The sequence below is a fragment of the Actinomycetota bacterium genome, from assembly GCA_035640355.1.
In the GTDB taxonomy this organism is placed as follows: domain Bacteria; phylum Actinomycetota; class UBA4738; order UBA4738; family HRBIN12; genus CALGFI01.
On sequence record DASQWI010000026.1, the window covers coordinates 1 to 13,380 of the forward strand.

At 67.9% G+C, this 13,380-nt stretch carries 14 protein-coding genes; 7 read left to right on the forward strand and 7 right to left on the reverse strand.

The annotated features are described in order from the left end of the window. Nucleotides 1-180 precede the first annotated feature (180 nt). A complete protein-coding gene (ilvD, locus tag VFA08_12725; GenBank protein ID HYZ14450.1) occupies nt 181-1,857 on the reverse strand; it encodes a dihydroxy-acid dehydratase in 1,677 nt (558 codons plus the stop codon). Between the two features lie 111 nt (nt 1,858-1,968). Here ilvD and VFA08_12730 point away from each other — a divergent pair, with 111 nt between their 5' ends. Next, nucleotides 1,969-3,351 carry an FAD-dependent oxidoreductase gene (locus VFA08_12730; protein ID HYZ14451.1) on the forward strand — a complete coding sequence of 461 codons (1,383 nt, stop codon included), beginning with the start codon at nt 1,969-1,971 and terminating at the stop codon, nt 3,349-3,351. A gap of 163 nt (nt 3,352-3,514) precedes the next feature. Beyond that, entirely contained in the window at nt 3,515-4,258 is a 744-nt protein-coding gene (locus VFA08_12735; GenBank protein ID HYZ14452.1) for a spondin domain-containing protein, read from the forward strand. Between the two features lie 267 nt (nt 4,259-4,525). On the opposite strand, the gene VFA08_12740 is transcribed toward VFA08_12735, so the two are convergent. Both VFA08_12740 and VFA08_12745 read right to left on the reverse strand, forming a co-directional pair. Next, entirely contained in the window at nt 4,526-4,957 is a 432-nt protein-coding gene (locus tag VFA08_12740) for a DoxX family protein (protein ID HYZ14453.1), read from the reverse strand. An 84-nt stretch (nt 4,958-5,041) separates the two neighbouring features. Continuing rightward, a complete protein-coding gene (locus VFA08_12745; protein HYZ14454.1) occupies nt 5,042-5,674 on the reverse strand; it encodes a Crp/Fnr family transcriptional regulator in 633 nt (210 codons plus the stop codon). A gap of 220 nt (nt 5,675-5,894) precedes the next feature. On the opposite strand from VFA08_12745, the gene VFA08_12750 reads away from it, so the two are divergent. Next, nucleotides 5,895-6,506, forward strand: coding sequence for a hypothetical protein (locus VFA08_12750; GenBank protein ID HYZ14455.1), 612 nt, complete (start codon nt 5,895-5,897; stop codon nt 6,504-6,506). A gap of 53 nt (nt 6,507-6,559) precedes the next feature. On the opposite strand, the gene VFA08_12755 is transcribed toward VFA08_12750, so the two are convergent. Together VFA08_12755 and VFA08_12760 are read right to left on the reverse strand one after the other, a co-directional pair. Beyond that, entirely contained in the window at nt 6,560-6,745 is a 186-nt protein-coding gene (locus tag VFA08_12755) for a C2H2-type zinc finger protein (protein HYZ14456.1), read from the reverse strand. A gap of 145 nt (nt 6,746-6,890) precedes the next feature. After that, nucleotides 6,891-7,553, reverse strand: coding sequence for an NAD(P)H-hydrate epimerase (locus VFA08_12760; protein HYZ14457.1), 663 nt, complete (start codon nt 7,551-7,553; stop codon nt 6,891-6,893). Nucleotides 7,554-7,741: 188 nt separating this feature from the next. Here VFA08_12760 and VFA08_12765 point away from each other — a divergent pair, with 188 nt between their 5' ends. From VFA08_12765 to VFA08_12775, 3 genes are all read left to right on the forward strand, one after another. Continuing rightward, on the forward strand, nt 7,742-7,945 hold the full coding sequence (locus VFA08_12765) for a rhodanese-like domain-containing protein (GenBank protein ID HYZ14458.1): 204 nt from the start codon (nt 7,742-7,744) through the stop codon (nt 7,943-7,945). Nucleotides 7,946-8,041: 96 nt separating this feature from the next. Next, nucleotides 8,042-8,452: a CBS domain-containing protein gene (locus VFA08_12770; protein HYZ14459.1), complete on the forward strand. Its 411-nt coding sequence runs from the start codon at nt 8,042-8,044 to the stop codon at nt 8,450-8,452. Between the two features lie 216 nt (nt 8,453-8,668). Beyond that, a complete protein-coding gene (locus tag VFA08_12775; GenBank protein HYZ14460.1) occupies nt 8,669-9,052 on the forward strand; it encodes an ectoine synthase in 384 nt (127 codons plus the stop codon). Between the two features lie 16 nt (nt 9,053-9,068). Here the strand turns inward: VFA08_12775 and VFA08_12780 are convergent, their stop codons facing one another. Both VFA08_12780 and VFA08_12785 read right to left on the reverse strand, forming a co-directional pair. Beyond that, nucleotides 9,069-10,460, reverse strand: coding sequence for an amidase (locus VFA08_12780; GenBank protein ID HYZ14461.1), 1,392 nt, complete (start codon nt 10,458-10,460; stop codon nt 9,069-9,071). Between the two features lie 34 nt (nt 10,461-10,494). Beyond that, nucleotides 10,495-12,120: an NAD(P)/FAD-dependent oxidoreductase gene (locus VFA08_12785; GenBank protein HYZ14462.1), complete on the reverse strand. Its 1,626-nt coding sequence runs from the start codon at nt 12,118-12,120 to the stop codon at nt 10,495-10,497. Between the two features lie 69 nt (nt 12,121-12,189). Between VFA08_12785 and VFA08_12790 the strand changes: the two genes are divergently transcribed. Beyond that, nucleotides 12,190-13,368 (forward strand): hypothetical protein, encoded by a 1,179-nt coding sequence (locus VFA08_12790; GenBank protein ID HYZ14463.1) that lies wholly within the window; start codon nt 12,190-12,192, stop codon nt 13,366-13,368. Nucleotides 13,369-13,380 lie beyond the last annotated feature (12 nt).

The window sequence follows — 13,380 nt, forward strand, 5'->3', positions numbered from 1 at the left end:
ACGTCGTCGCCGAGACGCCGGTCGTCGTCCTTCGCCTCACCACGGCGGCGATCGATCGGATCGAGGCCGAGAACCCCGAGCTCGCAACGGCGCTGCACCGATGGCTCGCGCGGACGCTCGCCGAGCGGCTGGCGGAGTCGCGGAGAACGTTCGAAGCCCTCGTCGATTAGCGGGAACGTCCTACCAGGTCACCGCGCCGCGTGAAGCGGAGCCGACGAGTCGCGCGTACTTCGCGAGCGCACCCGACGTGTAGCGCGGATTGGGAGCCTTCCATCCTGCCCGCCTGCGTTCGAGCTCGGCGGCGTCGACGACGAGGTCGAGCGTTCGGTTCGCCGCATCGATCACGATCTCGTCACCGTCGCGCACGAGCGCGATCGGACCGCCGACGAACGCCTCCGGCGAGATGTGGCCAACGCTGTATCCCTTCGATGCGCCGCTGAACCTGCCGTCGGTGATCAGAGCGACCTCCGCGCCGAGCCCCGCCCCGGCGACGGCGGCGGTCACCGCGAGCATCTCCGGCATGCCGGGCGATCCCTTCGGGCCTTCGTATCGGATCACCATCACGTCGCCGGGAACGATCGCCCCGCTCGTCACGGCGTCGAACGCGCCCTGCTCGGAGTCGAACGCGCGGGCCCGCCCGCGGAACTCGAGCGACGCCGCGCCGGCGATCTTCATGACCGAACCCTCCGGTGCGAGCGAGCCGTACAGGACCGCGATCCCGCCATCGCGATGGATCGCGTCCGACGGGGGGTGTACGACGGTGCCGTCCGGGGCACGCACGTCCATCGCCGCGAGGTTCTCGGCGAGGGTCGCGCCCGTGACGGTGAGGCAGTCACCGTTCAGCAAGCCGGCGTCCAACAGCTCCTTCGTCACAACCTGCACGCCGCCGACGCGGTCGAGGTCGCTCATGACGAACTTCCCCGCCGGCCGAACGTCGACAAGGTGTGGGACCACGCGTGAGATCCGCTCGAAGTCGTCCAGTCCCAGCTCGACGCCCGCCTCGTGCGCGATCGCGATCAGGTGCAGGACAGCATTCGTCGAGCCGGCCAACGCCATCACCACCGCGATGGCGTTCTCGAACGCTTCCTTGGTCAGGATGTCGCGGGGTCGGATCCTCGCCTCGAGCAGATTGGTCACCGCGATGCCCGATTCCCGCGCGAACACCTCGCGCCGGTAGTCGACCGCCGGAGGAGACGCAGCCCCGGGAAGCGACATCCCGAGCGCTTCTGCGGCGGCCGCCATCGTGTTCGCCGTGTACATGCCGGCGCACGATCCCGTTGTCGGGCAGGCCGCACGCTCCACGCCGAGGAGCTCCTCGTCGGTCATCGTGCCCTTCGAGTGCGCGCCGACCGCCTCGAACACGTCCTGGATCGTGATGTCGCGTCCGTGGTAGGTGCCGGGAAGGATCGTCCCGCCGTACAGATAGACCGACGGAAGGTTGAGCCGCGCCATCGCCATCAACATGCCGGGCTCGGACTTGTCGCACCCGGCGATGCCGACGAGCGCGTCCATCCGTTCGGCGTGCATCACGAGCTCGACCGAATCGGCGATCACGTCACGGCTGACGAGCGAGGCCTTCATCCCCTCGTGCCCCATCGCGATGCCGTCGGACACCGCGATCGTCGTGAACTCGAGCGGTACGGCGTTCCCCTGCCGAACGCCTTCCTTCGCCAGCGCCGCAAGCTTGTCGAGGTGATAATTGCAGGGCGTCACCTCGTTCCAACTCGACGCCACACCGACCTGCGGCTTGCCGAAGTCGTCCTCGGAGAAACCGACGGCGCGCAGCATCGCGCGCGCGGGCGCGCGCTCAGGACCGTCGGTGACCTCGCGGCTACGGGGGCGTTCAGCCGGACCCATCGAAGGATGACCTCCCGACTCGTGCGCCAGAATGGGCTCGAACCTTAGCAGCGCCCGACGAGAGGAGGGTTCGTGAAGCAGGCGCCACGTCCAGCCCGAAGGTCGTGGTGGATGGAGGAGGCCCTCTCGCACCCCGAGTTCGTCGGGCCCGATACGCCGCCACTCCGTGGCGACACCAAGGCAGACGTCGTCATCCTCGGCGGCGGGTACACGGGAATGTGGACCGCGTACTTCCTGAAGGAACGACAGCCCGACGTCGACGTCGTCCTCCTCGAGGCCGACATCTGCGGCGGCGGGCCGAGTGGCCGCAACGGCGGGTTCTGCGACGGCTGGTGGAGCCACATCGAGGACGTCGCCGGGACCTACGGCGACGCCGATGCCATGGAGCTGCTGATGGCGGGTGGACGCTCCCCCACGGAGATCGGGCAGTGGTGCGATCGCCACGGCGTCGACGCGTGGTTCCGGTACGCCGGGTGCCTCGGCGTGGCGACGAACCCGAACCACGAACGCGGATGGGGCGAGCTCCTCGACGTCGCGCGGCGGCTGGGGGTCGACCACGAGTTCGAGGTGCTATCGCCAGACGACATGCAGAAGCGTTGCGCGTCGCCGACGTTCCGCTCGGCCGTGTTCATGCCCGACGCGGGCACCGTTCAACCGGCGCGACTGGCGCGAGGACTCCGCCGGGTCCTGATCGAACAGGGAGTTCGGATCTTCGAGGGAACGCCGGTGACGCGATTCCGGACAGGTAGGCCGGCGGTGGCCGAGACCCCGAGGGGAACCGTGACGGCCGGGGAGGCGGTAGTCGCGCTCGGCGCGTGGGCCACCTGGTGGAGGGAGTTCAAGCCGCGACTCACCGTTCGCGGGTCGTACATCGTCGTAACGGCTCCCGCCCCGGAACGGATCGAGGGGCTCGGCTGGACCGGCGGTGAGTCGATCTACGACGAGCGCTCGTCGCTCCACTACCTGCGAACGACGGCCGACGGGCGGATCGCCTTCGGCATGGGAGGGCTGCAGCCGAACCTCGCGCGGCGCATCGACGATCGTTACGACTACGTCGAGCGGTACGCGCGTCGGGTCGCGCACGATCTCGTTCGGATGTTTCCGAACTTCGCCGATGTGCCGATCGAGGCGGCATGGGGTGGCCCGATCAACGTCTCCGGATTGACGATGCCGTTCTACGGCACGATGCGTTCGGGCAACGTGCACTACGGGCTCGGCTACACCGGCAACGGCGTTGGCCCGTCGTACCTCGGCGGAAAGATCCTCGCGGCGCTGGCGCTGCACGCGAACGACGGGTTCACCCGGCTGGCCGTCGTAACCAGGAAACCGAAGCGCTTCCCGCCGGAGATGGTCCGCTCGCCCGGCATGTTCGCCGTCAACGCGGCGATCCGCCGCAAGGACGACCTCGAGGACGCGGGGCGTCGCGCAGGAGCGCTCACGCGATTCGTCGCGACGCTCCCGCGCCGCCTGGGCTACAAGCTCGGGCCGCGATAACGGTCAGAACGTGAGCCCAGGTCCAGTGATAGTGCGTGCGTCCGCCCTCACGCGAAGATGTTCCAAGGAGTTCCGATTCACGCAAGACAACCGTAAGGCTCGCCTACCTACGATCGACCAAGGACGGCGAACGCCGCCGTCGTTCGTATGGGAGGGGATGGGTATGCGCAGTATCCGCCAGACGTTCCGAGTCGTGATCCCTGCACTTCTTCTAGTCGGTGCCCTGGCGACACCGTCGGCTGGAGCGCCGGTCGATCTCCGCACCTATCGGGTCACGGTCACAAACCTTACTGCCGGGCAGCCGCTTACCCCTGTCCTGTTCGCGACCCACAACGCGAGCGCCGATGTCTTCACCATCGGCGCGCCCGCGAGCTTCGGCGTCAAGGAGATCGCGGAGAACGGGAACCTCGCGCCCCTCGCCGAGTCGCTCGAGGCCGCGGGTCGCGTGTCGGAGGTCTTCGTGGGCGGCATGCCGATCGTTCCTGAGGGACTTCCCGGATCGGCCCTGTTCCCCGACTCGGTCACCTTCGAGATCTCCGGCGAGCTCGGTGCCCATCGACTTTCGTGGGTGTCGATGTTGATCTGCACCAACGACGGGTTCACGGGCCTGGATTCCCTCAAGCTCCCCGCGCACATCGGCGACCAGGTCACCGCGGCGACCGTCGGCTATGACGCCGGGACCGAGAACAACACCGAAGACTTCGCCGACATCGTGCCTCCGTGTCAGGCCCTGGTCGGAGTGAGCTCCGGCGAGCCCGGCACCGGCACCAGCAACCCCGCGCTCGCCGAAGGCGGCGTGATCCATCACCACGACGGGATCGCCGGCGGATCCGACCTCCTGCCCGAGGTGCATGGCTGGGACGTGAACGCGCCGGTCGCCGAGGTGATCGTCGAGCGGATCGCCTGATCTGGCACGCTGATGCGCCGACTCGGCTTGGCGTGTCCCGTGCTATGGCCTGCCTCGTCCGGGCTCCTTAGGGTGAACTGACTCGCGAGCTCGGCAAGGTCAGTGGGGCCGGCTAGGTCATGGTGTGCGCGCGTGCACCGCTCGATCCTGACCTCTGACAGCAACCCCGGGATCCGCACGCGTCCAGGTTCGCCCGTCGAGTCGCCTCGGAGCTTGCAGCGTTCCGGTGGGACCTCGCGGCCGGGTCCACCGGCAACAGCATCGGGTTCAGAAGGTGAACGCGGGGCCGGTGATCGTGTAGCGAAGGGCGTCGCCGGCCGATGTGAAGAACGCGAACATCACGAGGCAGGCACCGACGATGATGAGATTGCGCCCGAACAGCTGCGACTGGGTCTGCTTCTGCATCGGATCGTCGACTTCCCAGAAGCGGTGGAAGTACGCCGCCGCGACGATGGCGAACGCGGCGATCATCAGCGCGCCGATGTCGGGCCAGACGCCTAGCGCGACCGAGAGCGCGCCGGCGACCAGCCAGATCCCCGTGGGCCAGCCGGCGATGCCCGCCACGGGGAAGCCCGTCGAGCGGGAGTAGTCCTCGGCCATCTTCGACATACGCACGTGGAACCCCGCACCGGAATAGATGAAGTAGGCCGCAAACAGGATCCGGCCGACCAACTGGATGATCCCTGCGGCGTCGCTCACACCAACCTCCCTCTTTCGGATTCCGCCTGATTTGCAACGATCCGGGCGCTCCGATGCTTCCCGAGCGTCGGGGCCGAGGGACGCTCAAGCGCCCGGCGCATCCGTGGAGGGACGCCCGGCGACCCCCTCGAGGCCTAGCCGATCCTCGATCCGCACCAGTCGGTAGGAGATCCGCACCAAGCCAGCGCGCTCGAACTCGCGGAGCACAGAGTTCACAGTCTGCCGCCGAACGGCGAGGAGTGCCGCGAGCGACTCCTGGGGAAGCTCCACCGCGCCGTCGCGCTCCTCGTCGAGCAGGAGCAGGGCGACCTTCCCTTGGACGTCACGGTCCTGGAGCTGAAGGATCCGCCGTTGCGCGTGCACCAAACGGGCTGCCACGCTCGAAAGCCACCTCCGAGACACCTGCGGTCGCGTCGCTAGGAGTCGGTCCAGGTCGGCCGGCGTGATCACGAGAGCGTCGACCACGTCCAGAGCCCGTGCGGAATACGGGGGCGGCATCGACAGGATGATGCCGATGTCTCCCTCGACGTCCCCTGGGTGAAGGATCTGCACGATCAGCCGGCGACGCATCGGGCCGCGCCATACGAGCTCGACGCGGCCGTCGCGCACGATGAACACACCGTTGGGTGACTGCCCCTGGGCGAACAGCTGCGTTCCGGGCTCATACGTCCGTACGGACATACGGGTGGCGAGCTCCTCGAGATCGTCGTTCGCCAACGGAGCCCAATCTCCACGTCCGACGCAACGAGCCACCCATGCAGCTTCGCGAACCATGGGACGCGTGCCGGTTCGTAGCATTCAGCGGCCTCGACTGTGGACCGGTCGGGCCCTCCACAACTGTCGACCATCCCCATCAGAGCGTGTTCTGTCCGTCGCCCGACACTCTCGCGCCGAGAGAAGCACCTGGGGGCAAGACTGGTTACGGAGGTGAAGTGCGATGGCGGCTGAGACCAAGCACACGAATGCTCGAACGACGTGGAATGAAGGCTGGGGACGAACCATTCTCATCGGAACCGTGGCGGGTCTCGTCGCCGCGATCGTCATGGGGATGTTCGCGATGTTCGCGGCCGCCACATATCAGGGGACGGGGTTCTTCACGCCGCTGTACCACATCGCGTCGCCGCTCGCCGGCGGCGATCCGATGATGACGTCGATGGACGCTGCCGCCGGGAGCAACTCGTTCACATTCGACGCGGGACCGGCGTTCCTCGGTCTGACGATACACGTGATCTCGGGCGCGTTCTGGGGAGCTGTCTTCTTTGCGCTGGCTCGCGCAACCGGCCTGCGAGGCGCTGCGCCGCTCGTCGCGGCGGGGATCGCTCTCGGACTTGCGATCATGTTGTTCATGAGCTGGGTGACGCTGCCGCTGACCGCGGCGATCGTCGGCGGTGGCCGTCCGATCGAGGAGATGCCGAGCGTGGTCGGCTGGGGCACCTTCTCAGTCGAGCACGCCATCTTCGGGCTGGTCCTTGGCGTGTGGGCCGCTGCGCGAGGCTCAACCTTGGCGCGCGGCGAGGCACAGCGGCACGAGCCGCGGCTCGCAGCCTGAACGATTTCCTCGCAGCCTGTTGACTGACCCGCCCCTCGCGAGAACGGATGTGATCACGCCTCGTGCGCCGACTTCGCGTGCGCGTCGAGCTCTTCCTGCGATTCGAACTCCATGCCGCACGTGGGGCAGATGGCCTTGCGGCTACCGCCTGTGGCGGCGCCGTGCTCGGACCTCTCGTGCTCCCGCAGCTGCTCCGGCGTGTCGAACTCCATCCCGCACTTGGCGCAGACGTTCGCCATTCGGCTTAGCCTCCTTCACAGGTCGAGGAACGGTTCATCTTTCCTCCGGCCGCCGATTCGCGTGACAGAACTGTCCGGACACGGACAGTTCTCCCCGCGACGTCCGCGCCAGCAGCCGACGCCCTGGGCCGACGATGTGTTGGCCTCACGTGAGCCGCACGATGGCACTCGCACCGAATATCAGGCGGACCTTCATCCCGAGCGCCGCGTACACAGCGGACGGGATCGAGATGTCGGCGAGATAAAGCTCACCGACCACATCGGAAGCCGTGGCGAGCCCCGTCTTCGGCAGCGCCAGCGTGAGCGTTGCCGTTGCCCGGATGCATGGCTCGCGGACGTCGCCGGTCGTCGCGTCGAGACCGCTCGGCACGTCCAGCGCGCACACCGGCGTTTCAGGTTCGTTCGCCCACCGGATCAGATCCGCCGTCCTATGTCGTGGATCTCCGCGAAGCGAGTAACCGATCAACGCGTCGACGATGAGGTCAGCCGTTACGGGCTGCGAAGCAACTGGGACCTCCATCCGTTCCAGGATCGTCAGCTGATGTCCCGGAACCTCACCGAGCCTGCTCGCATCCTCGGCGAGCGTCACGTGAACGATGACGCCGCGATTGGCGAGGTGTCGCGCCGCCACGAGCCCGCCGGCACCGTTGCCGCCTACCCCGCACAGCACCGCGACGCTCTCCGGTCGGAACCGTCGGACGACGAGCTCCGCAAGGTGCGCGCCCGCGTTCTCCATCATCTGGATCAAAAGGAGGTCGAAATCCTCGACGGCGACGCGGTCGGCCTCGCGCATCTCGTCGGCGGTCACGCTGAGGATGGACGACGCCGGAACGGATGGGAAATCGACCTCTCGGTTCAGGGTTGTGGCCGGTCGCGTGCGTCGACGTCGGATCGTGGGGTCATACCTCGGCTCGCGGTTGTGTTTCAAGAGTCCGTCCCATTGAGGGTGATGACCGGCTAGCTTTGCCGACAAAAACGGCCAGAGGGAGGAGAACCGTGCCGAGTGAGATCGACCGCGAAGATGTTCAACGCCTCGTCGCAGAGGGCGCGCAGCTCGTCGAGGTCTTGCCGCCTTCGGAGTACCAGGAAGACCATCTGCCCGGAGCGATCAACATCCCCCTGAGGCTCGTCGATGCGCAGGCCAAGGAGATCCTCGATCGGGATCGCCCGGTGGTCGTGTACTGCTGGGACTCGGCCTGAGACCTCAGCCCACGAGCCGCGTGGCGGCTCGAAGCGCTTGGCTTTGCCGACGTCTCGGACTACGTTCATGGCAAGCTCGACTGGCTTGCCGCGGGTCTGCCGACCGAGGGGACGAACGCACAGCTCCCCAGAGCGGCCGACGTAGCCAGGAAGGACGTGCCCACGTGCGGGCTCGGCGACCGCCTCGGCGACGTGCGTGACCGCGTTCGGTCTGCGGGATGGAAGGCGTGTGTCGTGGTCAACGAGCACTCTGTTGTTCTGGGTCTGCTTCGCGAGAGGGAGCTCGAAAGCGATGCGAGTCTCGCTATCGAGCAAGCCATGCGGCCGGGACCAAGCACCTTCCGGACCTACGTTGCGATCGCGGAGATGACCGAGTACATGACCAAGCACGACCTCGTGAACGCGCCCATCACCACCGCGGATGGCAAGCTGGTCGGGCTACTCCTCAGGGAAGATGCCCAGCGCTCTACATCGGAGATCCAGCGGTCGAAGGGGAGCGAGAGATGACCCTCAAATCAATTGGGAGTCCACCCGAGGTCACCCTTCTGGCGTGCGTGGAATGTGGCCGCGACATCGACGTGTGCGCGTTCTGCGATGAGGCGCAGTGTGGAGCCGCGCTTTGCTACCGCTGTGTCAATCGGCTGCTGTATCTGGCCTCAGATTCTCATCAGGACGATGGCTGACGTAGGGTCGCGCCCTCGCCGCGAGCGAGAGGAGCCCGTCGTGATCGTTCGACAGACATCTCAGGTCGAAGGGACCAGAGCCGATGCGCGGGGCGACGGTTGGCGCAGCCTTCGCATGCTCACGCGCACCGACGGCATGGGCTTCACGATCACGCACACCACGGTCGAGGAGGGATTTCGCGCCGAGCTCCAGTACCGCAACCATCTGGAGGCGTGTCTCTGCCTGGAGGGTGCGCTCGAGATCCACAACCTCGACACCGGCGAGCGGCACGTCGTCCGACCCGGCACGGTCTACGCGCTCGACCGTCACGACAAGCACACGGTGAGCGCGCTCGAGAGAGCGACGCTCGTCTGCGTGTTCGCCCCGGCACTGGTCGGCGACGAGACGCACGACGAGTCCGGCGGGTACCCCGCCGCCGAGTGAAGCCGACGCCGGAACGCTACGGGACCGGGAAGGGCTCGTACCCCGGGGCCGAGAGGGGCCAGGGCCGTTTGCGCTCCCACGCATCGGCGAACGCGAGGACCATGTCGTCGCGCCAGCGCGGCCCGTTCACCTCGAGGCCGAACGGGAGGCCGTTCGAGCACATCCCCGCGGGGATCGCGAGCGACGGGTGACCGCTCATGTTGAACTCGCTGGTGTTGTAGCCCTCTGACCCGACGGGCTCGTTCGTGCCCGGAAGCATCCCGTCGGCCATCCATCCCTGGTACCCGTGCGTCGGACAGACAAGGACGGCGTCGCCGCCGAGCAGGCGATCGAGGTCGCTGGCGTAGTCGTACCGTCGGTGGCGCGCCGCCATGTACCGATCGATCGGCGTCGTGAGCGCGTCCTCCATCTCGCCGCGGAACGGCGCGCTGAACTCGTCCAAGTGCTCCTGCACCCATTCGCGCCCCAGCCAGTGGAGCTCCTCGACGATGACGGTGACGTACCAGTCTCGCGCCGGCTGGCCGCCGTTGGCGATCGCCGTGGGGAACAGGGCCGGCGGCGTGAGCTCCTCGACGGGAAGCCCGAGGTCATGCTCGACGGACTCGAGGGCCAGCCGGTAGGGCCCCTCGACCTCCGCGGGTAGCGGCCCCCAGTCCCACGTCCGCGGCACCGCGAAGACTCGGCTCGGCATCCCGCCGGCAGGCGTCCAGGTGGCCGCGGCGGTCGGGTCGCCCTCGACCGGCCCGCGCATCACGTCGAGCAGCAATTTGACGTCCGCGACCGAGACTCCCATCGGGCCCTGCGTGGACACGTCGAGCCACGACGGGATCGGACGGCGCCCGATCAGACCAGCCGTCGGCTTCAGGCCCACGAGGCCGCAGAACGACGCGGGCGTCCGGATCGACCCGCCGCCGTCGGTCCCCGTGGCGATCGGCGCGAGTCCGGCCGCGAGTGCCGCACCCGACCCGCCCGACGATCCGCCGGGCGACCATTCGAGCCCCCATGGGTTCCCGGTCACGCCGTACACGTCGTTCCACGTCCACCCCTCGAACGCGAACTCCGGAATGTTCGTTCGGCCCACGATGACCGCTCCGGCGTCGAGCATCCGCTCCACGGTGATCTCGCTGCGTTCGGCGGGAAGACGGTCGAGCATCGTTCGCGATCCGAACGTCGTCACGAGACCCGCAGCGTCCGTGCTGTCCTTGACGAGGAGCGGGACGCCGGCGAGCGATCCGTCCGCGCCTCGCTCGTCGAGGACCCGTGCTTCCTCGAGCGCCTGCTCGCCGCGGACGAGGGTGACGGCATTCAAAGCAGGATTGCGGCGCTCGATGCGTGCCAGCGACTCGGTTACGAGCTCGAACGCCGAGACGCGCCGAGAGCGAACCGCGTCCGCGAGCTCGGCAAGCATCTCTCAGCGGCCGCCGCGCCCGATGTCCATGCGATCAGCGTCCGATGTTCTTGATGCGGTCGACGAACTCACCGCGTTTGTGATCGCGCAGCACCACGCTCGCTGCGTTCCGGCCCGGAATGCCCATCACGCCGCCGCCCGGGTGCGTCCCCGAACCGCACAGGTACATGCCGCCGACCGGCGTTCGGTAGTCGCCATATCCCGTGATCGGTCGGAACCCGAAGAGCTGATCGGGCGTGAGCTCGCCCTGCATGATGTTGCCGCCGACGAGTCCGAACCGGTCCTCGATGTCCTTCGGCGCGAGCACCTCGACCCGTTCGATCGAGTCCTTCAGCTTCGGCGCGTACTCACCGAGTCCATCGAAGACTCGTCGGGCGAACTCGTCTCGGCCGCCGTCGTTCCACGATCCCTCGGCGAGGTCGTACGGCCCGTACTGGGCGAACCCGAGCATCAGGTGCTTTCCGTCGGGAGCGAGTCCCTTCGGCTCGTGGGCGGTCGGGAAGACCACTTCGACGTACGGGTGCTCGCTCATCCGTCCGTACTTCGCGTCGTCCCATGCCCGTTCCAGGTACTCGATCGACGGAGAGATCGCCACGAGTCCTCGGTGCAGGCTCGTCTCGTGCTCCCAGCTCGGGAACTCCGGCAGCTCCGAGAGCGCGACGTTCAGCTTCACCGAGCCCGAGCGCGTCCGATAGCGCTCGACGTCACGAACGACGTCGCCGGGAAGTCGTTCCGTACCGATCAAGGACAGGTACGTCGTGACCGGATGCGCCGACGACACGATGCGTTGCGAGCGGATCAGGGTTCCGTCCAAGAGAGCGACGCCGACGGCTCGGCCGCTGGCGTTGATCGCGATGCGGTCGACCTCGGCGCCGGTACGGATCTCCGCGCCGGCGGACTCGGCGGAGCGCGCCATCGCCTGCGAGACGCCGCCCATGCCGCCCTTCACCCATCCCCACGCCCCGGCGTGCCCGTCGATCTCGCCGATCCAGTGGTGCATCAGCACGTACGCTGATCCCGGCGTCATCGGTCCGGCCCACGCGCCGATGATGGCCTGCGTCGCCAATGCGCCCTTCACACGTTCGTCCTCGAACCACTCGTCGAGAAAGTCCGCCGCGCTCATCGTGAACAGCCGGACGACCTCGTGGACGTCTCGCCCGCTCCACTTGCGGAACTTGCCGGCGGTGGCGGCCCACTTGGGCAGCTCACGGACGTTGATGTTCGGCGGCACGACGAACATCAAGTCCTTGAGCAGGCGGGCCGCATGATCGAAGTAGCGATCGAATTCCACGTACGCGCTCGCGTCGCGTTCGGAGAAGGCCGCGATGGCCGCTGAGTCGCGTGACACGTCGCCCCACAGGGTGAGCGACGTTCCATCCGGGAAGGGGACAAAGTAGTCGGGGGTGACGATCGACACCTCGTACCCGTGTCGCTTCAAGTCCAGCTCCCGAACGATCCGCGGCGGCATGAGCGAGACGACGTACGACGCGCTCGACACGCGATAGCCGGGCCACGGCTCTTCTGTCGTCGCGGCGCCGCCGACCACCTCGCGCTTCTCGACGACGACGACATCCAGCCCCGCCTTCGCAAGGTAGGCTGCGCAAGCAAGGCCGTTGTGGCCTCCACCCACGATGACGACGTCGCGTTCGAACGCGCCCACAGACGCCCGAGGTTATCGGGCGGTGTCTCGCACCAGCAAGCCGATCAGCGTTCGCGGAGTGCGGCGTCCGTGACCGATCCTGTACGGCTGCGCGCGCTGATCAACGGCGTCGTCGCGGGCCTCGTCACGCTCGTGATCGGTTCGGCTGTCGTGGTCGGCGCCTCCGAAGACGATCTCCTCGAACCGACTCCGACGCCGAGCGGCGAACCCTCCGCCACAGCGCCCGCGTGTGCACCGACATGGGAGCTCGTGCAGGCCGCCGATCCGAACGACGTTTCGAATGCGCTCCTCGGCGTCGTCGCGATCGCGGGAACGGACGCCTGGTCGGTCGGCGGGTCCGGTGACCCGGCCGAGCCAGCGTTCGCGTTGATCGAACGGTGGGACGGCAGCGCATGGACGGCCGAGGAGGGCCCGAATCCGGCGGCCGAGACGAACGAACTCCTCGACGTCGACGCGTCGGGAACGAGCGACGTGTGGGCGGTGGGGCGATCGGCGGACGAGTTCGGCGATCGGCCGCTCGCGATGCGGTTCGACGGCATCCAGTGGGAAGCCGTCGAACTTCCCGAAGAGCTGAGCGGCCGCCTGACCGGCGTCGCCGTGATCGGGCCCGACGACATCTGGGCCGTCGGGTACAGCGGCTCCCCCGACGCGTTGACGGAGCGTGCGCTCCTGCTTCATTGGGACGGTACCTTGTGGGCGGACGTCGACGCCGGTCGCGCCGACGGTGTCGGCCGAAGCGCGCTCCTCGACATCGACGCGCTCGCATCCGACGACGTTTGGGCCGCCGGATACCTTCACAACCGCCCCCTGATGATCCGATTCGACGGCGAGGCGTGGTCCAGGATGGAATCGGACGCCCGGGGCACGATCCAGGCGATCGAGCCGCTGTCGTCCGACGATGGGTGGGCGGTCGGAGATTCGATCCTTCGGTTCGACGGGTCCACGTGGGTGGAGGACGAGGACGCCCGGCCGCCCGGCCGGCTCTCCTCGGTGGCGGCGGTCGGCGAGCAGGACGTCTGGGCCGTCGGCGCCGTGGTCGCGGACGTCGGGACGAGCCGGGCGCTCGTGATGCGGTTCGACGGGCAGGGGTGGGCGATCGTCGATGGTCCGCGAGTTCCGGGCTCGGAAGCGCTCATCGCCGTCGACGCGTTGCCCGACGGGACCGTCATCGCCACAGGCCATCGCGACGTCGACGCGGGCCGCCGCACGTTCGCCATCCGCGCGGCGACGTGCCCCGGCATCGCGTAGCGTGGGGACGCT